Origin of the sequence: Streptomyces sp. NK15101 (genome assembly GCF_020400725.1) — a bacterium.
Taxonomy (GTDB): domain Bacteria; phylum Actinomycetota; class Actinomycetes; order Streptomycetales; family Streptomycetaceae; genus Streptomyces.
This window is the reverse complement of sequence record NZ_JAINVG010000027.1, coordinates 36,093-61,541: the sequence shown is the minus strand read 5'-3', so window position 1 is coordinate 61,541 and position 25,449 is coordinate 36,093. Positions and strand designations below refer to the sequence as shown.

Annotated in this window: 24 protein-coding genes and 3 pseudogenes; 12 read left to right on the top strand and 15 right to left on the bottom strand. The window is 71.9% G+C overall.

The genetic code is table 11. The features are described from left to right. Positions 1-48: 48 nt before the first annotated feature. From K7G60_RS16900 to K7G60_RS16890, 3 genes and pseudogenes are all read right to left on the bottom strand, one after another. Positions 49-1,416: an MFS transporter gene (locus K7G60_RS16900; protein WP_225801734.1), complete on the bottom strand. Its 1,368-nt coding sequence runs from the start codon at positions 1,414-1,416 to the stop codon at positions 49-51. 80 nt (positions 1,417-1,496) lie between these two features. Next, on the bottom strand, positions 1,497-2,291 hold the full coding sequence (locus K7G60_RS16895; protein WP_225801733.1) for a 3-hydroxybutyrate dehydrogenase: 795 nt from the start codon (positions 2,289-2,291) through the stop codon (positions 1,497-1,499). Between the two features lie 116 nt (positions 2,292-2,407). Further along, a pseudogene (locus K7G60_RS16890) lies at positions 2,408-3,780 on the bottom strand (tannase/feruloyl esterase family alpha/beta hydrolase). Between the two features lie 390 nt (positions 3,781-4,170). Here K7G60_RS16890 and K7G60_RS16885 point away from each other — a divergent pair. Further along, complete coding sequence (locus tag K7G60_RS16885) at positions 4,171-5,658, top strand: PHB depolymerase family esterase (RefSeq protein ID WP_225801732.1); 1,488 nt, start codon at positions 4,171-4,173, stop codon at positions 5,656-5,658. Between the two features lie 242 nt (positions 5,659-5,900). On the opposite strand, the gene K7G60_RS16880 is transcribed toward K7G60_RS16885, so the two are convergent. Then, a complete protein-coding gene (locus tag K7G60_RS16880; protein ID WP_225801731.1) occupies positions 5,901-6,674 on the bottom strand; it encodes a glycosyltransferase family 2 protein in 774 nt (257 codons plus the stop codon). 164 nt (positions 6,675-6,838) lie between these two features. Continuing rightward, positions 6,839-7,111 carry an ATP-binding protein gene (locus K7G60_RS16875; protein WP_308081336.1) on the bottom strand — a complete coding sequence of 91 codons (273 nt, stop codon included), beginning with the start codon at positions 7,109-7,111 and terminating at the stop codon, positions 6,839-6,841. A gap of 134 nt (positions 7,112-7,245) precedes the next feature. Between K7G60_RS16875 and K7G60_RS16870 the strand changes: the two are divergent. The 6 genes and pseudogenes from K7G60_RS16870 to K7G60_RS16845 all read left to right on the top strand — a co-directional run. Beyond that, a pseudogene (locus K7G60_RS16870) lies at positions 7,246-7,578 on the top strand (ABC transporter permease); the annotation flags it as partial. A gap of 471 nt (positions 7,579-8,049) precedes the next feature. After that, positions 8,050-8,916 carry a serine hydrolase gene (locus tag K7G60_RS16865; protein ID WP_225801763.1) on the top strand — a complete coding sequence of 289 codons (867 nt, stop codon included), beginning with the start codon at positions 8,050-8,052 and terminating at the stop codon, positions 8,914-8,916. Between the two features lie 447 nt (positions 8,917-9,363). Beyond that, entirely contained in the window at positions 9,364-10,140 is a 777-nt protein-coding gene (locus K7G60_RS16860; RefSeq protein WP_225801730.1) for a CoA transferase subunit A, read from the top strand. 1 nt (position 10,141) lies between these two features. Beyond that, positions 10,142-10,801: a CoA transferase subunit B gene (locus tag K7G60_RS16855; protein WP_225801729.1), complete on the top strand. Its 660-nt coding sequence runs from the start codon at positions 10,142-10,144 to the stop codon at positions 10,799-10,801. Between the two features lie 291 nt (positions 10,802-11,092). Next, positions 11,093-11,533, top strand: a complete 441-nt coding sequence (locus K7G60_RS16850; RefSeq protein ID WP_225801728.1) for an Lrp/AsnC family transcriptional regulator — start codon at positions 11,093-11,095, stop codon at positions 11,531-11,533. Positions 11,534-11,585: 52 nt separating this feature from the next. After that, positions 11,586-14,549, top strand: coding sequence for an aminotransferase (locus K7G60_RS16845; RefSeq protein ID WP_225801727.1), 2,964 nt, complete (start codon positions 11,586-11,588; stop codon positions 14,547-14,549). A 376-nt stretch (positions 14,550-14,925) separates the two neighbouring features. Here K7G60_RS16845 and K7G60_RS16840 read toward each other — a convergent pair whose 3' ends face one another. Continuing rightward, positions 14,926-16,107, bottom strand: a complete 1,182-nt coding sequence (locus K7G60_RS16840; protein ID WP_225801726.1) for a PP2C family protein-serine/threonine phosphatase — start codon at positions 16,105-16,107, stop codon at positions 14,926-14,928. A gap of 246 nt (positions 16,108-16,353) precedes the next feature. Between K7G60_RS16840 and K7G60_RS16835 the strand changes: the two genes are divergently transcribed. Both K7G60_RS16835 and K7G60_RS16830 read left to right on the top strand, forming a co-directional pair. Then, positions 16,354-16,647 (top strand): WhiB family transcriptional regulator, encoded by a 294-nt coding sequence (locus K7G60_RS16835; protein ID WP_225801762.1) that lies wholly within the window; start codon positions 16,354-16,356, stop codon positions 16,645-16,647. A 232-nt stretch (positions 16,648-16,879) separates the two neighbouring features. Next, positions 16,880-17,035, top strand: coding sequence for a hypothetical protein (locus K7G60_RS16830; RefSeq protein ID WP_225801725.1), 156 nt, complete (start codon positions 16,880-16,882; stop codon positions 17,033-17,035). Positions 17,036-17,312: 277 nt separating this feature from the next. On the opposite strand, the gene K7G60_RS16825 is transcribed toward K7G60_RS16830, so the two are convergent. The 5 genes from K7G60_RS16825 to K7G60_RS16805 form a co-directional block, all read right to left on the bottom strand. Continuing rightward, the gene (locus tag K7G60_RS16825) at positions 17,313-17,726 is read right to left on the bottom strand and encodes a transposase (protein ID WP_225801724.1); all 414 of its coding nucleotides are present in this window, start codon (positions 17,724-17,726) and stop codon (positions 17,313-17,315) included. Positions 17,727-17,811: 85 nt separating this feature from the next. Continuing rightward, positions 17,812-18,225 (bottom strand): anti-sigma factor antagonist, encoded by a 414-nt coding sequence (locus K7G60_RS16820; protein WP_225801723.1) that lies wholly within the window; start codon positions 18,223-18,225, stop codon positions 17,812-17,814. Positions 18,226-18,298: 73 nt separating this feature from the next. Next, entirely contained in the window at positions 18,299-18,712 is a 414-nt protein-coding gene (locus K7G60_RS16815; RefSeq protein ID WP_225801722.1) for an ATP-binding protein, read from the bottom strand. Continuing rightward, positions 18,709-20,454 carry a SulP family inorganic anion transporter gene (locus K7G60_RS16810; protein WP_225801721.1) on the bottom strand — a complete coding sequence of 582 codons (1,746 nt, stop codon included), beginning with the start codon at positions 20,452-20,454 and terminating at the stop codon, positions 18,709-18,711. Before K7G60_RS16810 ends, K7G60_RS16815 begins: the two co-directional genes overlap by 4 nt. Beyond that, complete coding sequence (locus K7G60_RS16805; protein WP_225801720.1) at positions 20,451-20,792, bottom strand: helix-turn-helix transcriptional regulator; 342 nt, start codon at positions 20,790-20,792, stop codon at positions 20,451-20,453. Before K7G60_RS16805 ends, K7G60_RS16810 begins: the two co-directional genes overlap by 4 nt. Positions 20,793-20,970: 178 nt before the next feature. Here K7G60_RS16805 and K7G60_RS16800 point away from each other — a divergent pair, with 178 nt between their 5' ends. After that, on the top strand, positions 20,971-21,339 hold the full coding sequence (locus tag K7G60_RS16800) for a zinc ribbon domain-containing protein YjdM (protein WP_225801719.1): 369 nt from the start codon (positions 20,971-20,973) through the stop codon (positions 21,337-21,339). Positions 21,340-21,388: 49 nt separating this feature from the next. Then, the gene (locus K7G60_RS16795; protein WP_225801718.1) at positions 21,389-21,790 is read left to right on the top strand and encodes a pyridoxamine 5'-phosphate oxidase family protein; all 402 of its coding nucleotides are present in this window, start codon (positions 21,389-21,391) and stop codon (positions 21,788-21,790) included. Positions 21,791-22,000: 210 nt separating this feature from the next. Here the strand turns inward: K7G60_RS16795 and K7G60_RS16790 are convergent, their stop codons facing one another. The 4 genes and pseudogenes from K7G60_RS16790 to K7G60_RS16775 form a co-directional block, all read right to left on the bottom strand. Continuing rightward, positions 22,001-22,204: a nucleoside 2-deoxyribosyltransferase gene (locus K7G60_RS16790; protein WP_225801717.1), complete on the bottom strand. Its 204-nt coding sequence runs from the start codon at positions 22,202-22,204 to the stop codon at positions 22,001-22,003. A 288-nt stretch (positions 22,205-22,492) separates the two neighbouring features. Further along, on the bottom strand, positions 22,493-22,630 hold the full coding sequence (locus K7G60_RS16785) for a DUF6126 family protein (RefSeq protein ID WP_225801716.1): 138 nt from the start codon (positions 22,628-22,630) through the stop codon (positions 22,493-22,495). Between the two features lie 176 nt (positions 22,631-22,806). Continuing rightward, a pseudogene (locus K7G60_RS16780) lies at positions 22,807-23,094 on the bottom strand (transposase family protein); the annotation flags it as partial. A gap of 216 nt (positions 23,095-23,310) precedes the next feature. After that, positions 23,311-23,763 carry a hypothetical protein gene (locus K7G60_RS16775; RefSeq protein WP_225801715.1) on the bottom strand — a complete coding sequence of 151 codons (453 nt, stop codon included), beginning with the start codon at positions 23,761-23,763 and terminating at the stop codon, positions 23,311-23,313. A 463-nt stretch (positions 23,764-24,226) separates the two neighbouring features. Here K7G60_RS16775 and K7G60_RS16770 point away from each other — a divergent pair, with 463 nt between their 5' ends. Next, complete coding sequence (locus K7G60_RS16770) at positions 24,227-25,447, top strand: phosphatidylserine/phosphatidylglycerophosphate/cardiolipin synthase family protein (protein ID WP_225801714.1); 1,221 nt, start codon at positions 24,227-24,229, stop codon at positions 25,445-25,447. Positions 25,448-25,449: the final 2 nt, after the last annotated feature.

Below are 25,449 nucleotides of genomic sequence, written 5' to 3'. Positions count from 1 at the left end.
GCCGTCGTCACGTCCCTGGTGACGGCGGACCGGGCGGCTCGCGGGGGGCTACGCCTGGTCGCCCGCGGTGACCACGGGCCTCGCCGCGGTCTCCCCGTCCTTGGGGCGGGTGAGGTCGCGGCCGAGGGTCTCTCGGGTGACGGCCACGGTGATGGTGGTGATCACGGCCGCGGCGCAGAGGTAGACGCTGATGGGCGTGGAGCTGCCGTAGTCCTTGAGGAGTTCGACCGCGACGATCGGGGCGAGGGCGCCGGCGAGGATCGAGGCGAGCTGGGAGCCCATGGAGGCGCCGGAGTAGCGGACCTTGGTGTCGAACATCTCGGAGATGAACGCGGCCTGCGGTCCGTACATCGCTCCGTGCAGCAGCAGGCCGACGGTGACGGCCAGGGTGATCACCACGAACGACTCGGAGTCGACGAGGCCGAAGAAGACGAACGCCCAGACCGCCATGCCCGCGGAACCGATGAGGGTCACCGGGCGCCGGCCCATGCGGTCGGACAGCGCGCCCCACAGGGGGATGGTGACGAAGTGGACGGCCGAGCCGATCAGGACGGCGTTCAGCGCGGTGCTCTTCGCCAGTCCCAGGTGGGTGGTGACGTACACGAGGAGGAAGGAGGTCAGGATGTAGTACGAGATGTTCTCGCCGAAGCGGGTGCCGATCGCGGACAGGACCTCGCGCCAGCTGCGCTTGAACACCTCGACGACCGGGGCCTCCTCCTTGACCCCCGCGGCGGCCGCGGCCTCGGCCTTGGCCTGCGCCTCCAGGAAGACCGGGGACTCGGAGACCGAGACGCGGATCCAGAGGCCGATCATGACGAGCAGGCCGGAGAGCAGGAAGGGGACGCGCCAGCCCCAGGACTGGAAGGCGGCGTCCGACTGGACGGCGGCGAGCAGTGAGAGGACGCCGGTGGCGAGCAGGTTGCCGCCCGGGGCGCCGGCCTGCGGCCACGAGGCCCAGAAGCCGCGGTTCTTGTCGCCGCCGTGCTCGGAGACGATCAGGACGGCCCCGCCCCATTCGCCGCCCAGGGCGAAGCCCTGGACCAGGCGCAGCACCGTCAGCAGGATCGGCGCCCAGACGCCGATGGTGTCGTACGTGGGCAGCAGGCCCATCGCGAAGGTGGCGCCGCCCATCATCAGGAGGCTGAGCACCAGCAGCTTCTTGCGTCCGATCTTGTCCCCGAAGTGACCGAAGACGATCCCGCCGAGCGGCCGGGCGGCGAATCCGATGGCGTAGGTGATGAAAGCGATGAGCGTGCCCACCAGGGGGTCGGCGCTGGGGAAGAACAGGGTGTTGAACACCAGGGCGGCGGCCGAACCGTAGAGGAAGAAGTCGTACCACTCGATGGTGGTGCCGATCAGGCTCGCTCCGACGATGCGGCCGATGCCGCCTCTCGGCTTGGTGGTGGTGTCGGACATGGAATCACCGGTTTCACGAAGGGACGGAACGGGGCGGAACGAGGTGGGGCGGGTGGAGCGGGGTCTGTGCCGGGCGGGGGTCAGCCGGCGGTCCAGCCGCCGTCGAGCGGCAGGGACGTGCCGGTGAGGTATCCGGAGTGGGGGCCGCACAGCCACAGGACGGCGGCGGCCACCTCCTCGGACTCCAGGAGACGCTTGACGGCCGAGCGGGCGAGCATCACGTTCGAGAGGACGTCGCCCTCGCTGATGCCGTGAGCGGCGGCCTGGTCGCGGACCTGGCCCTCGACCAGGGGGGTGCGGACGTAGCCGGGGTTGACGCAGTTGCTGGTCACTCCGTACGGGGCGCCTTCGATGGCGGCGACCTTGCTGAGCCCCTCCAGGGCGTGCTTGGCGGTGACGTAGGCGGCCTTGTAGGCACTGGCCCGCAGGCCGTGGACGCTGGAGACGTTGACGATCCGGCCCCAGCCCCGCTCGTACATGTGCGGCAGCGTCCTCCGCATGAGCAGGAACGGGGCGGTGACCATCACCTTCTGGATCAGCTCGAAGCGCTCCACCGGAAACTCGGTGAGGGGCGCGACGTGCTGGAGGCCGGCGTTGTTCACCAGGATGTCGACCTCGGCCGGGAGGAGGTCGACGGCCCCCGGGTCGGCGAGGTCGGCCACCTGTGCCCGACCGCCGACGATCTCGGCGACCGCCTTGGCCGCCGGGGCGTCCCGGTCGACCACGTGGACGGTGGCGCCTGCCCGTGCCAGAGCGAGCACACAGGCCCGGCCGATGCCGCTGCCGCCGCCCGTCACCAGGGCCGTGCGCCCACTGAGGTCGACCTCGGCGACGGGCGACGGCAGAGGGGCCGGGGTGGGAAATGTGTTCGTCATGGCCGGAAACAGTAGGGAGCACCTTCCGCCCGGCCTATGGATGGATCAACTACAGTCATGGGCGTTTCAATGGAGCGGAGCACCATGGGTTTCCCCTCGGAAGGGAACCGTGGCGCTCAGGAGGAAGTGCCGACGGCCTTCCCCGTGTCCAGATGGCAGCTGTTGACCAGGGTCACGGGATCCTGGTCGCCGCGGAGAGGGACGGTGCCCGGGGCGGGTGGCCGGTGGCCCGTCCTCAGCCAGTCCTCCAGGGCCGCGAAGGCGGCGTGGTGGCACGGCGTGAGGGGGCGCAGCCGGCCGGGGAACGCGTCGACGAGCGGGTCGGTGTGGGGTCCGCCCTCGATGCGGTAGTAGCGGTGCAGGGAGCCGCGGCCGGCCTCGCGCACCATCCGCGCGTAGACGTCCGAGTCCCGGCTGATGGGCAGCAGGCGTCCAGGGTCCCGTGCAGGGTGATCAGGGGCTTGCCGATCCGCCCGGTCAGCGCGATCTTCGCCACGGCCCGCCGGACCTCCTCCGGCCGGGTCGCGTAGTCGTAGTCGGTGTCGCAGGCGGGCGTGCCCGTCGCGCAGTACGGGGTGCCGGCCTCGGTCGCGCCGTCGAAGCCGGGGTCCAGCTCCTCACGGTAGATGCGCTGGGTCAGGTCCCAGTAGACCTTGTGGTGGTACGGCCACAGGAACTCCGAGCCCTCCGGGAAGCCGGCCGCGTGCATCTGCCGCCGCACCTCTTCGGCGCCCTCGCCGCCCGCCGCGTGCAAGGGATGGGCGCGCAGGGCCTTCGGCAGGAAGTCCAGCAGGTGGGGACCGTCGGCCCGCCAGAGGGCGCCTTCCCAGTCGACTCCCCCGTCGTAGAGCTCGGGACGGTTCTCCAGCTGCCGGCGCACCAGGTAGCCGGCGTTGGACAGGCCGGTGACCAGGGTGCGGGACGGGGGCCGGTGGTAGCGCTGGGCGATCGTGGCGCGGGCGGCACGGGTGAGCTGGGTGACCCGGTCGTTCCACTCGGCGATGGCGTCGCGCGGCTCCTTTCCGTCCCGGTGGAACGCGGGGCCGGTGTTGCCCTTGTCCGTGGCGGCGTACGCGTAGCCCTGGGCCGACACCCGGTCCGCGATGGCCCGGTCGCCGGCGTACTGCTCGCGGTTGCCGGGGGTGCCCGCCACGACGAGACCGCCGTTCCACCGGCCGGGCATGCGGATGACGGACTGGGCGTCGTGGTTCCAGCCGTGGTTGGTGGTGGAGGTGTCGGGGAAGTAGCCGTCGATCTGGACGCCGGGGACTCCCGTGGGGACGGCCAGGTCCTTGGGCGTCAGCCCGGCCCAGTCGACGGGGTCGGTGTGGCCGGTGGCGACGGTGCCCGCCGTGGTGAGTTCGTCCAGGCACGCCGCGTGCTGGAGTTCGGCGCCGGGGACGCGGAGGTGGGTCAGGCGGGCGCAGTGTCCGCCGGGGGCGGTGGGCGCCGCCGGGGACGGGACGGTGGTGAGGGCGAGTGCGGTCAGGGCGAGTGCCGCCGGCGCGCCCCGCCGCCTGGGACGGGGTGCGGTACAGAAGGGGAACGACGCATCGGTGCGCCTCCGAGGCTCTGCGGGAGGCTATGACGCCGGTCGCCCCCTGGACATGGGGCTGCCGACCATCATCGGCGGACTTCTGGTGGATCTTCCCACCATCCCGCTGAGTGGCTGAAAGAAGCCACGGCTCGACTCCTCCTCACTACTGGGCCGTACACGGGTCGGGCCATGGAAAGCCGACACACTGATCCCTCGTCAAGGCTGGCTGTCCCGCCCATGTCGGCGTCGGTGAACCAGCCCGCATGATGCACGCCACACCGGCGGCACGAGCCGCAACCGCCGCGGTGCCCCTCGTCCTCTCCCCCACGGAAGGCATCAGCCATGGGACAGCCGTACCCCCCGTTCCGTACACCGAAGAGCCGCCGCGTCATCGGCGGCATCCGCCGTTGGCTCACCGCCGCCGCGGGCGCTCTCGCCCTGACAGGTGGCCTGGTGGCCGTCGGGCCCCAGGCGTCCGCCGCGGGCCTGACCCAGATCACCGGCTTCGGTTCCAACCCCGGCAACCTGTCCATGCACGCGTACGCGCCGGACGGCCTCGCCCCGGGCGCACCGCTCGTCGTCGCCCTGCACGGCTGCACGCAGAGCGCGAGCGACTACTACGCCCACTCGGGCTGGCCGAAGTTCGCCGACCAGTACGAGTTCGCCCTCGTCCTCCCCCAGACGACCAGCGCGAACAACTCCAACTCCTGCTTCAACTGGTTCGATTCGGGCGACAGCACGCGGGGCAGGGGCGAGGCCCTGTCCATCAGGCAGATGGTCGACGCCGCCGTCGCGCGCTACGGCAGCGACCCGCGTCGGGTGTACATCACCGGTCTGTCCGCGGGCGCCGGCATGACCGCGAACATGCTCGCCGCCTACCCCGACGTCTTCGCCGGCGGCTCCATCGACTCCGGACTTCCCGCGTACTGCGCGACGAGCGTGTCCGCCGCGTACACCTGCATGTACAGCCCGCCGAACAAGACGCCCGCCCAATGGGGCGACCTCGTGCGCTCCGCCGCGCCCGCCGGCACCGCCTCCTGGCCCCGCGTGGCGATCTGGCAGGGCACTTCGGACACCACCGTCGTACCGGCCAACGCCACCGAACTGCGCGACCAGTGGACGAACGCGTGGGGCATCGGCCAGACGCCCTCCCGGACCGAGAACCTCTCCGGCGGCACCACGCTGAGCGAGTACGACGACGCCTCCGGCAAGCCCGCCGTGCGGGTCTACTCGGTCTCCGGCATGGCGCACGGCCTGGCGGTCGACCCGGGCAGCGGCCCGGAACAGTGCGGCACCGCCGGGACCTACTACCTCGACACCATCTGCTCCAGCTACCACACCGCCCGCTTCTGGGGACTCGACGGCGGCGGCAGCGGTGAGACCCCGGGCACCCTGCCCGCCCCCGCGGGGCTCGCCGTCGGCGGCACCACCGACGCCACCGTGTCGCTGAGCTGGAACGCGGTCCCCGGAGCGGCCTCCTACGACGTCTACCGCGGCGGCACGAAGGTCGGCACCGCGAACTCGACCACGTACACCGACACGGGCCTGGCCGCCGGCACCACGTACGCCTACACGGTGGCCGCCGTGGACGCGGCCGGGGCGGTGGGGGCGGCCTCCTCGTCGGTGACCGCGACCACCACCGGCTCCACGCCCGCCTGCTACACGGCGAACAACTACCAGCACACCGTCGCCGGCCGCGCCTACCAGAGCGGCGGCCAGACCTACGCCACGGGCTCCGGCCAGGCCATGGGTCTGTACAACACGTTCGTCACGCACACCCTGAAGCAGACCGCGCCCGGCTATTACGTCCTCGCGGATGCCGGCTGCTAGCCGGCGCCCGGCGTCGTGCGGCTGCCGGATCGCCGGCTCGTCGTTCCCCGCCCGGGGCGGGGCGGGGAACGACGCATGCGGACGGCACGCGGGACCGGATCCCGCGTGCCGTCCGGGCCGGCGCCGCGCTTGCGGGAAGGAGCCACGCGTCCGGGAAAAGGACGGCGCCCCCGCATCACCGCCCGGCGAAGGACCCGGCCGGTCCTGGGGGCGGCACGGCTCTTGCGGCGGGCCGAAAGGTTCTAGATCCGCGAGTTGCGCAGCGACTGCCAGACGGCGCCGGCCAGCGCCCGGGTCGACCGGGGGACCGACAGCCCCTCGTGCTCGCGGTACAGCTCCCAGTTGTACGGGATCAGAGACAGCTTGTTGGAGGACAGCGAACCCGCCTGGTGGGCCCTGTACACCGCGAGCGGCTCGGCCAGGCCCCGGGCGTCGGCGCCGTCGCGCATGATCGACAGCCACAGGGCGTAGTCCTGCCGCTTCCGCATCTCCGGCATCAGCCGCGTGCCGAGGACATTGCGGTCGTACATGGCGGTCAGGGCGCCGATGTGGTCCCGCACCAGCATCGCGCGGTAGTCCACGTGCTCCCGCGCCCGGACCACCCGCCCGTTCGGGACGAAGTCGGTGCTCTCGCCGGCGTAGTCGGCGTCCATCTTGTAGTAGGAGGTGAACGTCAAGGGCGCGCTGCCCGCCGCGGCGAACTCGATCTGCCGCTCGGCCTTCTCCGGAAGCCACATGTCGTCGCTGTCGAGGAAGGCGACGTAATCCCCCCGGGCCCGCTCGATCGCGAGGTTGCGCGCCCGGCCGGCACCGCCCTGCTCCGGTGCCGACTTCGGCTTGACGCGCTCGTCCTGCCGGGCGAACTCCATGAGCAGGTCCATGGAGTCGTCGGAGGACTTGTCGTCGGTGATCAGCAGCTCCAGGTCGCTGTGGGTCTGCGTGAGCACCGACCGAACCGCTGCACCGAGCGTCGCTGCCGAGTTGTACACGGGCATCACGACGGACATCAGGGGCACAGCGCTTCTCCTTGCTCGGTCAAAGACGACGTTCCATTCAAACACTGGAATCGTAGTGGCAGCTGCCACGCCGGTCGTCATCGCCGGTCAGGGGTGCGTGGGGCTGCCGCCGGCCGCAGGTGGCGCGGGTGCCGGTCCAGCAGTGCGGCAGAACCCGCGGAGAGCTACTGGAACACCACCCGGACCGTCAGGCCGCCGCCCTCCGCGTTGGCCGTCGCCGTCGCCGCTCCCCCGTGCGCCCTGGCGACGGCGTCGACGATCGACAGGCCGAGGCCCGCCCCCTCCCCGGGTGCGTGGGTGCGTTCGTTCAGCCGGCGGAAGGGCTGGAAGAGCAGAGGGACCGTGTCGGGCGGCACGACCGACCCGGTGTTGGACACCTCGATCCCGGCGGCGGGGCCGGTGCGCACGTCGACCCGCCCCGCGGGACGTTGTGCCACACCGCGTTCGCGACCAGATCGTGCAGGAGCCGCTCCAGGAGCACGGGGTCCCCTTCGACGGTCAGGGGCAGGGCTCGGACGGTGACCTGCACGCCCCGCTCCGCCGCCTCGTCGGCCAGCGCGGCCGCCGCCCGGTCGGCGTCGCCAACACCATGATCATCTCGGTCCTGGAACGGCGACACGAGATCGGGCTGCGCCGCTCGCTCGGCGCGACGCGGGGCCAGATCCGGATCCGGTTCGTCACGGAGTCCCTGATGCCGTCGGGCCTCGGCGGCATCGTCGGCGTCGTCCTGGGCGCGGCGGCGACGGCCGTGTACGCCTCCACGGCCGGACTGCCCTGAGTGGTGCCGCCCCGGGCGGCCGGTGCCGGCTTCGTCGCCACCCTCGCGATCGGCACGGTGGCGGGCGTCTACCCGGCGGTCCGCGCCGCCCGCCAGTCACCGACCTCGGCGCTCGCGACGGCGTAGCGGACGGTCCCGCGGCCGGTCGGTGGGCCGGAACCGGTCGGTGGTCCGGAACCGGTCGGTGGTCCGGAACCGGTCGGTGGCGGGGCCGTCGTACCACCTGCGCGAAGGCGGTGACGAAGCGCGGGTCGAGACCGACTCGCCGTCCAGGTGTGCCGCCCGAAGGACCTGGAAGGGCGTCAGCAGCCCCGGAAGGCCGTGGCGAGGGCACCGGCTCGGGCCGTTCGGGGGCTTGGAGTGGCTCCGTCCGCTGTTCACGGGACCGGAGGCCGGGGCTCCTCGCGGCGGCATCGCGTCCGCGGGGCGCCCGATCCCCCGGTTCCGCCGGATTCGCACAACCATCCGCACGCTCAAGAGTCTTGTAAGGCGAGCACGCCGCAGGCGTGTTCGCTTCGCTTCGTTTCCAGGGGGACCCACATGACTCACCGCATGACCTTGCGTGCCCGCGCGCTTCCGGCCGTGGCCGCCGCCGGGATGCTCGTGCCCGTCGTCGCGGGCGCGGCGCCCGCTTCCGCCGCCACCACACCGCAGGTCAGCTGCACGTCGGGCAAGGCCGGGCTCGCCGCCAAGCTCCAGAGGGACATCACCGCCGCCCTCGCCTCGCGCACCGGCACCGTCGCCGTCGGCCTGCGCGACCGCACCACGAACACCACCTGCACCCTGCGCGCCACGGTCTCGTACGACTCGGCCAGCATCGTGAAGGTGACCGTCCTCGCCACGCTCCTCTGGGACGCCAAGAAGACCAACCGGTACCTGACCTCACGCGAGTCCGACCTCGCCACCGCCATGATCACCAAGTCCGACAACGCGGCCACCACCTCCCTGTGGAACCAGCTCGGCGTCACCAAGGTGAAGGGCTTCCTGACGGCTGCCGGCATGACGCGGACGGTGCCGGGGTCCGGCGGCTACTGGGGGCTCACCCGGATCAACGTCACCGACGAGCAGCGGCTGCTCTCGCTGATCACCGCCAGGAACAACGTCCTGAGCGACAACGCCCGCGCCTACATCCTCAAGCTCATGGGGCGCGTCATCACCTCACAGAGGTGGGGCACCCCGGCCGGCGCGCCGTCCTCCGTGTCCGTGCACGTCAAGAACGGCTGGCTGCAGCGCGCCACACGAGGCTGGCGCGTGCACAGCATCGGCGCGTTCAAGGGCGACGGCCACGACTACACCATCTCCGTGCTCACCGACAACAACAGCACGATGAACTACGGCGTGAACACGATCCAGGCCGTGGCCAAGGTGATCCACCGGGACCTGATCCCGACCGCGACCGCCGCGTCCCGTTACACGCCGACCACCACGCCCAGGGAGGCGTACGTCGCGGTGCCCCAGGGCTGACGCCCCGACCGCGCGCGAAGGGGCGGACGGGAGCGCGTCGGCCGGACTCTCCGCGGCGTCGTCCGCCGCCTCCCGCCCCCTTCCCGTGCCGCGCCCCCCCTTCCCGTACCGCGGCAGTCCTGACGCCGGCTCAGTCGGTGGGCCGGTCCTCAGGCAGGCCGTGGAGCATCACCAGGAAGTCCGACGAGTCGGGCAACGGCTGCCGGCGACCGACCCGCCGGCAGCCCATACCCCGGACGGCCCGTGCCCACCGGGGTCGCGCGCTGTTCCGGCCCCCTCCCGGCACCGTCGGAGGCAGTGGTCGTCCCCATGAAGGCCCCCCATGGTGTGTGGATGACAACCATGGTCGCGTCCCTGCGGCCTGCCTAGGCTCGCTGCCCATCGGTCGTATCGGCCACCGGCTCTGACCAGCGAGGTCATGCCGGTCGCCCGAGGGAAGGGATCCGTATGGGTCTGGACAAGACAGTCGCGAGCGCCGCGGAGGCGGTGGCCGACATCGCGGACGGCGCCTCGCTCGCGGTGGGCGGCTTCGGGCTGTGCGGAATACCGGGCACGCTGATCGACGCCCTGTGGCAGCGTGGGCTGAGCGGTCTGGAGATCGTCTCCAACAACTGCGGGGTCGACGACTGGGGCCTCGGGCTCCTGCTCGCCGCCGGGCGGATCTCCCGCATGACGAGCTCGTACGTGGGAGAGAACAAGGAGTTCGCCCGCCAGTACCTGAGCGGCGAGCTGGAGGTCGAACTCGTCCCCCAGGGCACCCTGGCGGAGCGGCTGCGGGCCGGCGGCGCCGGCATCCCCGCCTTCTACACACCCGCCGGGACCGGCACCCAGGTCGGCGAGGGCGGACTGCCCTGGCGGTACGCGGCCGACGGCACGGTCGCCATCGCCTCCCCGCCCAAGGAGACCCGGGAGTTCGGCGGGCACCCGTACCTGCTGGAACACGGCATCACCACCGACTTCGCGCTCGTCCGCGCGACCATCGGCGACCGGCACGGCAACCTCGTCTTCCGTTCCTCCGCCCGCAACTTCAACCCACTGGCCGCCATGGCCGGCCGGATCACCATCGCCGAGGTGGACCACCTCGTCGAGCCGGGCGAACTCGACCCCGACGAGGTCCACCTGCCCGGCGTCTTCGTCCAGCGCGTCGTCCGGGTCACCCCCGGCGACCCCGCAGCCGAGCGGCGCATCGAGCGCCGGACCGTACGACCGGAAGGCGACGCCTGAGATGGCCCTCACCCGCGAGCAGATGGCGGCCCGCGCCGCCCTCGAACTGACCGACGGCAGCTACGTCAACCTCGGCATCGGCCTCCCCACCCTCGTCCCCAACCACCTGCCGCCCGGCATCGAGGTGGTGCTGCAGTCCGAGAACGGCATCCTGGGCGTGGGCCCGTACCCGACCGAGGACGAACTGGACGCCGACCTCATCAACGCCGGCAAGGAGACCGTCACCACCCTGCCCGGCGCCTCGTTCTTCGACTCCGCCCTGTCCTTCGGCATGATCCGCGGCGGCCACATCGACGCCGCCGTCCTCGGCGCCATGCAGGTCTCCTCCTCCGGCGACCTCGCCAACTGGACGATCCCCGGCAAGATGGTCAAGGGGATGGGCGGCGCCATGGACCTCGTCCACGGCGCCGGCCGGGTCATCGTCCTGATGGAGCACACCGCCAAGGACGGCACCCCCAAGCTCGTCGAGGAGTGCTCCCTGCCGCTCACCGGGCTGGCCGTCGTCCAGCGCGTCATCACCGACCTCGCCGTCGTCGACATCACCGAGGACGGCTTCGTCCTGGCCGAACTCGCCCCCGGCGTCACCGTCGACGAGGTCCGGGCCGCCACGGCCGCGGAACTGACCGTGCCGGCCGGTGTCGGCGGTGCCCGGGCCGCGTGACCGACGGCGGCGGGCCCGCCCCCGTCCCCGCCCGGGCTCGTCGGCGCGTGCGGCCACTCGGCGCCCGGGCGACAAGCCCGGACCGGACGTGTCCGAGGGGATGTCCGGCCGGAGACGAACCCCGGACCGGTGACCGGGCGGGACCGAGAGGGTCCTTCCTCCACCGGGCCGGGGTTCGCCAGCACCACGCGTGATTCGAGCTTCCGCACGCTTGATTCGAGCGTCGATGTCCGGCAGTGTGCTTGTGACAAGCGCGATGCCTGCCGTTCGGGCAGAGGTGAGAGGTGCTGCATGGACGACATCGACCGGGCCATCCTGCGGGAGCTGCAGGTCGACGGCCGGATCCCCTACGCCGATCTGGGACCGAAGGTGGGACTGTCGCCCTCGGCCGCGCGGCTCCGGCTGCAGCGCATGATCGACTCCAAGGCGGTCCAGGTCGTCGGGGTGACCGATCCGATGACGATGGGCCGGCAGGCGATGGCGCTCCTGGGTCTGCGCGTCGACGGCGATCCCCGGGCGGTGGCCGACGAGCTGTCCCGGCACGACGAGGTCGTGTACACGGTTCTGACGTCCGGCGGCTTCGACCTGTTCGCGGAGGTCGTGTGCGCTCGGCCCCGTGACCTCCTGGACTTCATCAACGACGTCGTGCGGCCCGTCGAGGGAGTCGCGTCCGTGGAGAACTTCCCCTACTTCGCGATCCACACCCACCGCTTCCTGTGGCACGTCGACTGAGGGCACCGGAACCGTCCGAGCCGGCCCGCCCGCACCAGCCGAGGAACCCCGCATGACGCACCGTGAGCACCGCACCATCGACTTCTTCACCGAGGACGCCCTCCCCGCACCGCGGGTGACACCGGCCGACGCCGAACGCATCGCCGCCCCGTACCTGGGGACGGGCGTGCACGCGGAGGCGCTGGGAAGCCAGCAGGACGCCAACTTCCTGCTGCGCGACGGGGACGGGGCGGTCCCGGCCGTACTGAAGATCGCCAACCCCGCCTTCGGCGCCGCGGAGATCGAAGCCCAGGACGCCGCCGCCGACCTGGTCTCCTCGGCCCACCCGGAGCTGCGCGTCGCCACCGTCCTGCGGCGTCCCGACGGTTCCCCGTGCCGCACGACGGTGGACACCGAGAGCGGGCCGGCCGTCGCGAGACTGCTGCGGCACCTGCCCGGCGGGACCCTCTCGGGCTCCCGGCACCTGTCCCCCGGCACCGTTGCGGCCATGGGCACGATCGCCGGAAAGGTCAGCACCGCCCTGCGGGACTTCCGGCACCCGGGCCTCGATCGTGTGCTCCAGTGGGATCCGCGGTACGCCGACCGCGTCGTCGCCAGGCTCGCCGGGCACATCGGCGAGCCCGACCGGCGCGCCGCCGTCCACGCCGCGACCGCCGAGGCGTGGGCACGCGTCCGTCAGGTCGCCGATGCGCTGCCCTCCCAGGCCGTGCACCTGGACCTCACCGACGACAACCTGATCCGCCGTCCCGGCGGTCCGGTCCCCGTGCCGGACGGCGTCATCGACTTCGGTGACGTGACCACCAGTTGGGCGGTCGGCGAACTCGCCGTGTCGCTCTCCTCGATGCTCCATCACGACGGGGTCGAACCCCACCACGTGCTGCCGGCCGTCCGCGCCTTCCACGCCGTCCGGCCGCTCTCCCGGGAGGAGGCGGAGGCCTTGTGGCCGCTCGTGGTCCTGCGCGCCGCCGGCCTGGTCGTCAGCGGGCGCCACCAGGCCGTCGTCGACGAGGACAACGCCTACGCCAAGGCGGCGCTCGACCGCGAGTGGCGCGTGTTCGAGCAGGCCACCAGCCTGCCCCTGCCGGTCATGACCCACCTCGTCGAGGACGCGACCGGCCTGGCCGGGGCACCCGGCCGGGCCGACTCGCCGCCGTACCTCCTCTTCCGGGACCTGGCCGCCGACGACATCGCCCTCCTCGACCTGTCCGCCGACGCCGACTCCATGGACGACGGGGCCTGGACCGACTCCGGCACCGAGGCCCGGCTGGCGGCCACCGCGCTCGCGGACGGAGCGGCCGCGGTCGCCACCCGGTACTCCCGGGCCCGGCTCACCCGGGCTCCGGCGCTGTCGGCCGTCTCCGCGGCCACGGTGTCCACCGGCGTCGACGTGTGGCTCGGACGTGCCACCGTGGCACAGGCTCCCGGCGAAGGAGAGGTCCTGGTCGCGGACCGGGGCCGGGTCGAGATCGCCCACGGCTCACGGGTGCTGACCCTGTCCCTCCCGTCCTCGGCCCGCCCCCTCCTCGCGGCCGGCGCATCGGTCCGGGCGGGCGAGGACATCGCGCACCTCCCCTCCGGAGCCGCGGTCCACGTCGCGCTGCGTGCCGCCGCCGGTCCCGCGGTCCCTCCGCTGGTACGTCCCGAGTACGCCGCCGGCTGGCTGCCGCTCACCGCGGACCCCGCCCCGCTCCTGGGCCTCGCGACCGGCGGTCCCGCGCAGGGTACGGATCTGCTGGACCGGCGCGGCGCCGTGTTCGCGACCGTGCAGGAGCACTACTACGCCGACCCTCCCCGGATCGAGCGCGGCTGGCGTCACCACCTCCTGTCCACCGACGGCCGCTCGTACCTCGACATCGTCAACAACGTCACCCCGCTCGGCCACGCCCATCCCCGGGTCGAGCGGGCGGTCTCCCGGCAGTTGCGCCGGCTCAACACCAACTCCCGCTTCCACTACGCCTCGGTGGTGGAGTTCACCGAACGCCTCGCCGCGCTCCTTCCCGAGCCGCTGGACACCGTGTTCCTCGTCAACTCCGGCTCCGAGGCGGTGGATCTGGGCCTCCGGCTGGCCATGGGGGCGTCCGGCAGGCATGACGTCGTGGCGCTGCGCGAGGCCTACCACGGCTGGACGTACGCCTCCGACGCGGTCTCCACCTCGCTCCAGGACAATCCGAACGCCCTCGCCACCCGTCCGGACTGGGTCCACACCGTGGACTCGCCCAACTCCTACCGCGGCCGGCACCGCGGTGCGGATGCCGTGCGCTACGGGCCCGAGGCCGTCGCGGTGATCGACGGACTGGCCGCCGCCGGCCGCCCGGCGGGGGCGTTCATCGGCGAGACCTTCTACGGCAACGCCGGAGGGGTCGCCCTGCCCGACGGCTATCTCGCCCAGGTGTACGCGGCCGTCCGCCGTCACGGCGGCCTGGCCGTCGCCGACGAGGTCCAGGTCGGCTACGGCCGCCTGGGGCACTGGTTCTGGGGCTTCGAGCAGCAGCAGGTCGTCCCCGACATCGTCTGCGTCGCCAAGGCCATGGGCAACGGGCACCCCCTCGGTGCCGTGATCACGTCCAGGGCGGTCGCGGACCGGTACCGGGAGCAGGGCTACTTCTTCTCCTCCACGGGCGGCAGTCCGGTCTCCAGCGTCGTGGGCCTCACCGTCCTGGACGCCCTGCGCGACGAGGACCTCCAGGGCAACGCGGTCCGTGTCGGCGGCCGCCTGAAGCGCCGGCTCGAAGCACTGGCGGGCCGCCACGGCATCGTCGGCGCCGTCCACGGCTCAGGCCTCTACCTCGGCCTCGAACTCGTCCGGGACCGCATCACCCTGGAGCCCGCCACCGAGGAGACCGCCGAACTCTGCGACCGCATGCTCGACCTCGGCGTGATCGTCCAGCCCACCGGCGACCACCTCAACATCCTCAAGATCAAGCCGCCGCTGTGCCTCGACACCACCGCCGCGGACTTCTTCGCCGACATGCTCGACCTGGCCCTCACCCAACTGGGCCACGGCCCCGCCCGGTGACACCGGGCTCGTCCCCGCGCCCGGAAGAGGAGGCGCTCGGGTCCACGGCGGGAGGCCTCCGGGCCGAAACGACCCCGCGGCATCCCGCCGCGCCGGCGGAGGATGCCTTCGGCCGCCCGCCGCCAGATCGTCTCTTCCGTGGACACGGCCCGACCCGCGAAGGCCCGACAAGCGCGCCCCTCCGCCACAATCCCGGGGAGACCACCGTGAGGATGTTGATCAACGTGCCCTGGTTTGGCGCGGCCGCAGGTCAGGGCCGTGCTGTGGGGCCCTTGGTCAGCAAATCCCCAGCATGGGTCAGGAGACGTGCACTTGGCGACCCGGCGCCGATGGTCGCTCGCGAGACATACGGTCTGGGAGAGGCCTCGTTTTCACCTCACGGTCCGTGGGGGCCTGGGTGCCACTCGGTCAGGACGATGGTGGCGTCGTCCCGGAGGCGGTGGGCCTGGTGGTTCAGGAGTTCCTTCAGCAGGCGGCGCAGGGCTTCGGGGGCGGGGTCGCCGGCGGCCATGGCGCGGATGACGGTGTCGGCGAGCCGTTCCTCGCCGAAGAGGTCCCCTTGCGTGGAGCGGGCCTCGGTGACGCCGTCGCTGTAGAACAGGATCCGGTCGCCGGGCTGCAGACGCGTTTGGTGCACCGTCGGCGGGGAGGCGGCGTGGAAGGCCCACCCGAGGGGCAGGTCGGGCTCCCGTTCGAGCGTGCGCGGCAGCACCTGGCCGTCGCGGATCAGCAGCGGCGGCGGATGGGCGCAGTTGACCCAGGTGAACGTGCCGTCGAGGACGTTCAGGTCGGCGATGACCGCGGTCATGAGCCGGTCGGTGAACCACTGGTCCAGGATGGTGTCGATCGCCGGAACGATGTCTGAGAGGGTGCCGCCGGAACGGCGTGCGGCCCGGCAGGCGGCGAGACCGGCCGCGCTCGCGCCGCCGGACGCGAGGTCGTGCCCCATGGAGTCCAGCAGCGTCAGGTGCAGCGCGTCCTCGGTGAGGCTGTGGTCGAAGGCGTCCCCGCCGATGTCGTACGCGGGCTCCAGCACCGCGGACGACGTCACGTCTGCGGTCCCGATCGTGCGCGGGGGCAGGAACGCCCACATCAGCTCGCCCTGCACCGTCATCTTCCGGCGCCGTCCCGCTTCGATCAGCAGGTCGTTGTGCGACGACTTCGAGGCCAGCAGCAGGGCCGCCACATCCGCCAGCGCCTCGCACCGCCTGGTCAGGTCCTCGCCGAGGTCCCGTGCGGTGGCCTTCAGCACGCCGAGGCGTTCGATGCCGTCGATCATCGGCGCCCAGGCGGTGTGGCCGTCCCGCGAGCGCTGTGTCCGCTCCGTGCGGTAGGCCAGGCCGGCCAGCGAGCCGTCGATGTCCCGCGTCTGTGTCTCGACCGGCACGGGCTGAGGCAGCGCCACCAGGCTGGTCTGCTGCAGGTCGGCCACGTACATGCGGGTGCCGTCCAAACCCATGCGCCGGCCCGCCCGGAACACGAGCCCGGCGAGTTCCCGCCCCGTCACCGTGTGCGCCTCGGCAATCAGGTCTGACAGCACCTTCTCGTGCGACTCCATGGCCAAGCCTTTCCGCCGACCCCACCAGGTACCGAGCGTAGCCGTCCGAACGAGCGCCGACCTGGTTACGTGACCGGCCGCGCAGTGACCGGACGACGCGAGAAACGGCCTGCCGGGCGTCACCCGATGGGGCGAACGGCGGAAGGAGCTGTAGACCTGTGGCACATGCCTTCATAGCGTGCCTGCACTGTCGAACATTGCCGAGCAGGCGCGCGGGTATCGGGGGGATGCGTGGACACGACCTGGATGTCGTCGGGGGTGTGCCGGACGGCGCGAGCGGACGAGCTGTTCGTCGAAGGAGCGGCCCAGAACCGCGCGAAAGCGGTGTGCTTCGGATGCCCCGTGCAGGCCGAATGCCTGGCGTACGCGCTCGACCGGCGGGTGGAGCACGGTGTGTGGGGCGGCATGACGGAGCGCGAGCGCCGTGCGTTGCTGAGGCGCCGCCCGGCCGTGCGGTCCTGGGCCCGGCTTCTGGAGACGGCCCGACGCCAGGACAACGCCGGCGCTTCAGTCGCCCGGCACCACTCCGCAAGGCGATAGGCGCTTGAGTGCCGACCGGAGGCCGCCTGCCGGCAGACCGCTTTCGTGGGTCGGGGCTGAAAGCGGGGTCAGGGAGCGGGCAGGCCGGCCCACACGGTCTTGCCGCCGGGGGCGGGGCCGGATGCCTCTGCTCTCACACAACCCTGGTGGTGGATCTGGCCGGGATCGGCTTCTGCGACTCCACCGGCCTCAACGCCCTGCTCGAGCCGCGCACCAGGCCCACACCCAACACGTGCGCCTGGCCCTGTCCGCTCCCGGCCCGCAGATCACCCGGCTCCTTGAGATCAACGGTGCCGCCCCCCTGTTCCACGTGTACCCGACCCTCACCGCAGCGGTCCGAACCACCCACCCCTCGCCCGGCGACTCCGGCCCGGCGATCACCCCTTGAACCGCTCCTTCCGACGCGGCCCCGGGAAGCGGACCAATCTGGGCCTGGCGGCCTGTCCGCCCGCATGACTTCCGCGCGCCTCCGACCTCCTCCACCTGTTGGGCCGCGGCCAGGGACGCTTGCCCGCGGGCCGGACCGTCAGGACGGTGAACCGGCAGGTCATCGCGCCTTCGCTGCCCTGCCGCCAGGTGACCTCGGCAAACCGTTCCGCGCCGGTTTCCGCTGCCAGGACGCTGACGGCTCGGGGCGGGGTGCGGTAGCGGGGCAGGGGCGGCGGTCAGAGTTCGCCATGGGCGGGCCGGTGCGGCCGGGCCTCTTCGGCATGGGCGACTTCCCTGCCGGTCGGCGCGAGAACGTGCGACAGTCCCCGTTCCCCCAGGCCGGTCCGGAACGGGGTGCTGACACCGTAGCCCGCGTCGACGACCACTACCGGTGCGTCCGGCTCCCAGCCGACGTGTGTGTCCAGCAGGCACGATGCCGTGTCGGTGGCGGCACGGACACTGACCGCGACCTGGCAGTTCGCCCGTTTCCCGAGCGCTCCGCAGTACTGTCGGGCCACCCCGACCGACGCGGTGCCGCACTTGGGGAACGGCACGTCGTCGATCACCCACGCCTCAGGCCGGATCGCCTCGCACAACCGCTCGGCGATCCGCCGCCGCACCGGCAGCGGATCCCACGGCGACTGGTTCACGAACCAAGGACATCGGCAGGGCCTACCGACGGGCAGGTTCCGGAGTAGATGGAAGGCGGGATCAGGAGCCCTGTCCCGAGGGGCGTTATGCCACCGGGCGCTCGGCCGGCCCGCGTGTGCCGGGCCACTCGTCGCTGCACCACTCGCGCTGTCGGCCGGCACCGGCGCCGTGCGCGGCGAGCGCGGTGGTCAGGTCGCAGTGGACGACGAGGGGCGGCCGGCTGCCGTCGGGGACGAGGGAGCCGTCCGCGGGGATGGCGGCGAGTTCGAGCGGGCGGTCCTCGGCGGCCAGCCGGCGGGCCGCGTCGGCGACGGCGAGCTGGCCGCCGACCGACCAGCCGCGCAGGCCGGTGAGGTCCAGGACGACCGGGCCGGTGCCGCGGGCCAGGGTCCAGCCGATCGCCCCGGAGAACCGGTCCACGGCCTCGGCTCCGAGGAATCCGGCCAGGGACAGGACGCCCAGGTCCTTCCTGACGGTGTATCGCCACTCGATGGTCATCGTTTCGCCTTCGCTCTCACAGGGGTTCGGGAAATCTCACGGGAGCCCGGGGGTCTCACGGGAGCCGGGGGTCTCACAGGGGGAGCGTGATCCATACGCTCTTGCCGCCGCCGTCGGCGTCCCGGCGCGGCACGCATGTGCCGTCGTGCTCAGCCGGCACCTCGGCGACGGTGGCCGGACCGCCCGTGAGGGCGGGGACGCCCCCGGGGTGATGCGGGTGGCGGTCGTGGACGGCGAACGCGAGGGCGTACTCGCCGGCCGCGTAGGTGACCGTCAGGCTCTCGGAGGCGACGGCGGCGTGACGGACGGAGTCGGTGACCGGTTCGCCGAGGATCGGCAGGACCGGTCCCATCGTGGGGCGGGCCGCGTCGACGCCCCACTCCGCGTAGGTCGTCTCGGCGGTCTGGCGTGCCAGGCGCACCGATGCGGGCTCCGTCGGCGCGGTGAGGACGTGGCGGAGCGGCATCGGCTCCGGCGTGGTGCTCATCGGGCTCCCGCACCGGGGCTCGGCGGGGCACCGGCCTTCCGCGTGGGGACGGCGGCGAGCAGGCCCGCCGTCTGAAGGTGGACGCGCGCGCCCGCGATGGCCTCGGGGGTCGTCGCGTACTCCCGGCCCTCGTGCCGCAGCAGGTCGAGCGCGCCGACGGAGTCGAGGACTTGGCGCTGACCCGGCCGTACGCCGGAGGTCATGACGGCGATGCCGCGCCGGTTCAGCTTCTCCACCGCGTCCTTGAGGACGAGCGCACCGGTCGCGTCCATGGTCGTCACCCGTGACATGCGCAGGATGACGACCCGGACGTCGGCGACTTCGGACAGCTCGAGGAGGAAGCGGTGGGCGGCGGCGAAGAAGAGGGGCCCGTCGATCCGGTAGGCGACGATGTGCTCGGCGAGGAGTGCGTGTTCCTCCTCGGAGTGCTCGCCGGGGAGGTCGGGGCGGAAGTCCACCTGGTCGATGCGGGCCTGCTTCGCCACCGCCCGCAGGGCGAGGGCGCCCGCGACGGCGAGGCCGATGACGACGGCGTACACGAGGTCGAGCGCGAGGGTCGCGGCGGCGGTGAGGAGGAGGACGACGGCGTCGGAGCGCGTGGCCCGTGCCATCGCGCGCAGCGAGCCGACCTCGATCATCCGTACCGCGGTCGCGAGCAGGACACCGGCCAGGGCGGCGAGCGGGATCTTCGACACGAGCGGGGCGGCGGCGAAGACGATGACGGCGAGGACCGCCGCGTGGGTGAGCGCGGCGAGCCGGGACGACGCTCCCGTACGGACGTTGACGGCGGTACGGGCGATGGCGCCGGTCGCCGGGACGCCGCCGAACAGCGGGGCGGCGATGTTCGCCAGGCCCTGCCCGAACAGCTCGCGGTCGGGGTCGTGCTTCTGGCCGACGGTCATGCCGTCGGCGACCTGTGCCGACAGCAGTGACTCCAGCGCCGCGAGCGCCGCCACCGCGACGGCCGGAGCGATCAGGGAACCCAGCGCGGAGAGGTCGAGGAAGCCGACGGAAGGGGCGGGAAGGCCTGCGGGCAGCTCCCCGATCGGCTCGGCCCGGTCCAGGCGGAAGACCTGCGCCACCACGGTGGCGGCGATCACCGCGAGGATCGAGAAGGGGATCGTAGGCCGCCACCGGGCGCCGCCGAGCATCAGGCCGGCGACGCCCAGGGCGAGCCCGAGGGCCGTCCAGTTCGGGGCGTGGGCGAACTCCCCGACGGCGCGCCACGTCACCGCCAGGACCCGGTCGCCTTCGGGCTTGGGGACGCCGAGGGCGTTGGGGACCTGCTGGAGGCCGATGACGAGGGCGATGCCCAGGGTGAAGCCCTCGACGACGGAGGCGGGGACGTAGGCCATGTAGCGGCCCGCCCGGAGCAGGGCCAGGCCGACACAGATGAGCCCCGCGAGCAGGCCCACGGTCAGTACGCCGCTCGGCCCGTGCCGGGCGACGATGGGAACGAGGACGACGGTCATCGCCCCGGTCGGGCCGGAGACCTGGAGGTTCGATCCGCCGAACACGGCGGCGAGCGCTCCCGCGACGACCGCGGTCGCGAGGCCGGCCGCGGGGCCGAGCCCGGACGTCTCGCCGAATCCGAGGGCCAGGGGCAGGGCGACGACGGCGACCGTCAGGCCGGCGAGCAGGTCGCGCCGCGGGTCACGGGCCATCGCGACGGCGTCGGCGCGGGTGGGCAGCAGTGAACGCGTCCGCTTTCCCAGGGTGTTCACCACCCCCGGGGTGTTCACCGCTCCGCCGCCTCGGTCTCCCTCAGCTCGGCGAGGAGCTCGTTCTGCCCTGCCAGCATTTCGGTGAGGATCCGGCGCGCGGCCTGCATCAGGTCACGCACGTCACCGCCGGCCAAGGTGTAGACGACCGTCGATCCCTCGCGGCTGGAGTTCACGATCCCGGACCGGCGCAGCACGGCGAGCTGCTGCGACAGGGCCGGCGCCTCGACGTCGATCTCCGACAGGAGGTCACGCACCGGCATCGGCCCGTCCTGGAGCAGCTCCAGAACCCGGATGCGGACCGGATGCCCCAGCATCCGGAAGAACTCGGCCTTCGCCTGGTACAGCGGAACCGGCACGTCCCTGACTCTCCTCGTCGTCGAGCCCACCGAGCCCGTCGTCGGGTTCTCGGGCTATGCCGCGCCCGCGGCTACCCGCGGGCGCGGCTACCCGCGGGCGCGGCATCCAGCATCTAACGAACTGCAGAATTATGCAATTATGGAGTTCCCAGACCGATGAAGTGAAACGGATCCTCCCGTGGCCGAGAACGCCGAGAACCAGCTGCCGCCCTGCCCCCAGTGCGCCGGCGCGTACACGTACGAGATGGGCGCCCTGCTGGTCTGCCCCGAGTGCGGCCACGAGTGGGCGCAGACCGCCGGGGACGCGGCGGCCGACGCCACGGGCGACAAGGTCGTCAAGGACTCCGTCGGCAATGTCCTCGCCGACGGCGACACCGTCACCGTGGTCAAGAGCCTCAAGGTCAAGGGCAGCCCCTCCGGCATCAAGGCCGGCACGAAGGTGCGCAACATCAAGCTGGTCGACGGCGTCGACGGCCACGACATCGACTGTCGCATCGAGGGCTTCGGCAACATGCAGCTCAAGTCGAGCGTGGTCAAGAAGGTCTGACCGGCGCACGAGTACCACCCGAACGCAGGAGGGGAGAGGGGAGGACCGGATGGCGACCGGACGGCTGGTGGAGATGCCGGGTGCGGAGGCCCTGTGGCTGCTCGAGGGCGGCAAGCACGGCCGCCTCGTCCTGATCCGCCGCGGCGAGCCGTTCGTGCGGCCGGCCGTGCACATCTGGACCCACGGACACCTTGTGGTCCGCACCCCCGTCCAGGCCACCGCCGTCCCGTCGACCGTCACCTACCAGGTGGACCGGTTCCCGGCCCCCTCCGCCTCCGGCTGGTCGATCTCCGTCACGGGTCCCGCGACGGAGATCACCGAGCCGCACGAGGCGGCCCACTACCGTCGCGCGCTGGACGGTTGGGTCCACGGCCCTCACGACACCCTGCTGCGGATCACCCCGCAGACGCTGACCGGCTTCCGGCTGGCACCCGGCGACGCAGGCCCCTGAGCGAGGGACAGCCGACACGGCGAGCACGCCGCTTCGCGAGTTCCGGAGGGTCCGCTCCGGGATCCTCGCCGGCCAGGCCGAGCTCGTCGGCAACCTCCGCACGGAGCAGGGAGCGCAGATTCCGCCCCTGAGGGCGGGCCGCTGACCGGTGGCCGCCGCCCGGCACTCCCCGATGGACAGCACCTCAGGGACGACGGACGGCGGCCACCTTCATGGCGTACGGCGCTCGGCCCCGACGGGCCAGAGCACGTCGACCGAGCGGCCCAGGCCGCGCGCGTAGGCCACGAGATGCGCGGTGGCGTCCCGCGCGGTGGACGGGGAGCCGTCCCAGACGGCGAGGACCCGGGAGCAGGCCCTGATCATCCGCTCGTCGGCCCGTACGCAGGCGGGCGCGTCGGCAGGGTCGTAGTCCACCAGGGCTCAACCGCTGCGTCAGCATGAGCAGCTCTCCCGCCGCTCGCAGCGGCCCCTCGCGCAGGAGTGCGGCCACCCGATCGGTTCCGGGGATCACGGTCACCAGACCGAGGCCGGCCCGGCGCGCCGCGCGCGCGAACGCGAGAGGGAGTCCCTGACCGACGCGGACCAGGCCCGACCGGCCGGCTTCCGTGTACGGGGCGAGGCGGGCGCGCAGATCCTCCTCCAGCAGGGCGAGTGTCCACGGGGCAAGGTCGGCGTGGCCCACGAGAGCGATCACGACGGCCCCTACTTCTGGGCGTGCTGGCCGACGTAGAACAGCAGCCAGACGAACCCGGCGAACAGGTGCGTGCCGAAGATGTAGAAGAAGGCGCGCAACCAGACGCCCTTCTCCTTCCGGTCCTCGTCGTCCGTGGTGTCGCTCACCGTGTCACTCCTCCTGTGGGCCGCGGGCCGGATGCACGGCGTCGACAGAACCGGCCGACCATGCGATGCCCTCTCCTGGAAGGTGCTCACCAAGGAAGCCGGCGAACGGCGGAATCCTTCGAGAAGACACCGGAGGCGCCGGCACGGACCCGCACCACACGGAACCCTTTCCAACCTCACGCTGACGCGTGGTGAAGGACGAGGGCGGCCTGGACGATCGCGGTGATGCGGTTGGTGCCGCAGCGGAGCTTTCGCAGGAGACGCCGGCCCTTCAGGGTGGCCATGGCCTGCTCGCCGAGGCAGCGGATCTTGGCGTGGGTGCTGTCGTGTCGGCGCTGCCACCGTTTGAGGCGGCGGCCGCGGAAGGGCACCCGGATGGAGCCACCGGCGCCCTGGTACGCCTTGTCGGCCCAGCACTTGAGGCCGGCGTCGGTGAGCGCGTCGACGATGCCGTGGGTGCGGGCGCGGCCAGTGCGTCGACGGCCTCGCGTATGTGCCGTACACGGTCGCGATGCCGATACCGGACCCGGCGGCGGGGTTCAAGCTCGGGCGAACCGGCCCGCGATGCGGCTCATCAGATCTTCGAATGCCTCCTGCCAGTGAGCAGGCACTACGCCGGTGTCTGAGGCCGCCGCGTGATCATCGGTTGTCCACACAACACCTGATGATCAACGGCGGCCTCACCCGCTCGGACGCCACCGAAACCAGTAGCCGAGCCCCTCGACCCGGTAGCGAGCGCCGACAACGAACCGCAGCTCGCCCACAAGCCGACGCGCGTCGTCCGGCGCCTCGCGGTGCGGCGCCGGCAGCAGCTCCAGCTCGTCATAACGGGCGTCGATCCCGCCGTGGTCCGGACGGCTCTCCGGTCCGACCTCGCCGGCCTCCCGACGCTCGTTCCACCCGGCGAAGATCGCCCACTGCTCGCGTTCCAGCTCCACCGCGGCCTCGCTCGCGGGCCAGACCTGGTACTCATCGGCTTCGTCGGCGTGGTCGTAGTCGTGGTTCTGGAAGTAGTGAGGCTTCCGGTTGACGTCAGCAAGGCCGACGCGCGGTCCGTCGCACCACTCCAACTCGGCGTACACACGCTCGAAGCCGTCCGCGATCAGCTGCTCTTCGGTCCAGGTCTCAGCCACGCGGGCAGGCTACCGGCGAGCGACCTCCGTATCCATGATCACGATCTACGGCTGGAGTACTGGAAGAGAAATTCAGTGGTGCTCGTTTGAGCGGAAACCCTCATGGCGGCGACCTGTCTACTTCGGTGATGCGTCGTCTTTTGGGGTCCCCGGATTACAAACTCGTGCACAGTTGTCGGTGAGACGTCAGGACTTCGGTGTGGCCCGTGGTCACGTTTGCCGTGTCAGGTTCAGGTCCGCGGTCTGCTGGTGGGACAGCAGACCGGCGATGGCTTGGACGGTGTCGCTGATGTGCTCGCGACGGCCGAGGTGGCGGTCCAGGGCGCGGAGGGGTAGACGGGTCCGGTCCTCCGGAGCCAGGCACGGGCGCGGCTCCGCCTGGAGAAGGGCGGATCCACCTCACTCATGTGCACAACGGTGTGTCCCCGGGAGTGGGGGGCACGGTAAGGAAGTGGACCGCAGGATGACGAGCACGCAGGACCCACTGTCTCCGGCCTCGCGAACGGAGGACGCACACGGCGCAGCGACCTCCGGCTCCAGTGCCCATCTGCGACGACGCCTGGAACGGCTGATCGGCATCGCGGCGACGGAGGGCAATGCGCTGGTTCCTCTGCTCAACGGCGATGAGATCTTCCCGGCCATGCTCGGCAGCATCCGCTCCGCCCGTCACACGGTCGACATGATGACCTTCGTGTACTGGAGAGGCGACATCGCGCGTCAGTTCGCGGAGGCTCTGGCCGATCGTGCCCGGCAGGGGGTACGCGTGCGGCTGCTGCTGGACGGCTTCGGCAGCCGGCTCATCGAGAAGGAGCAGCTTCGGGTGATGGAGGCCGCCGGTGTGAAGGTGTCCTGGTTCCGAAGACCGATACGTCTCTCGCCGTTCAAGCAGAATCACCGATGCCACCGCAAGGTGCTCGTCGTCGACGAGGAGGTCGCGTTCACCGGCGGTGTCGGCATAGCCGAGGAGTGGTGCGGCAACGCCCGGAACGCGAGCGAGTGGCGCGACACCCACGTCCAGGTCCGGGGCCCCGCGGTGGACGGCATCGCTGCCGCCTTCGCGCAGAACTGGGCGGAGTGCCACGAGGAGCTCTTCGACGAACGGGACCGGTTCATCGACCACAGCCCGCATGGTGAAGCCATCGTTCAGGTCGTGCGCGGTTCGGCCAGCTTCGGTTGGCAGGACATGCAGACCCTGATGAGAGTCATGCTGGAGAGCGCGCAGGAGCGTTTCCGGCTGGCCACCGCCTACTTCGCCCCCGACGCCTTCTTCGTCGAGCTGCTCTGTGCCACGGCGCGCCGCGGCGTCGAGGTGCAGATCCTCCTGCCTGGCCCGCACACCGACAAGCGGGTCTGTCAGCTGGCCGGACAGCGCTATTACGACGATCTCCTCGCGTGCGGCGTGAGGATCTTCGAGTACCAGCCGACCATGATGCACGCGAAGGTCATCACCGTTGACCGGACCGCCGCCCTCATCGGATCGACGAACTTCAACCGACGTTCCCTCGACCACGACGAAGAAGTCATGCTCGCCGTCCTCGACACAGCGTTCACCGCCAAACTCGACGAACACTTCGATGACGACCTCTCGGCGAGCGTCGAGATCATGTCCGGCCGTTGGAAGGGCCGCTCATTGCTCCAACGCACCGGGGAGACGGTCGTCCTTCCCATTCGCCACTTCCTGTGACG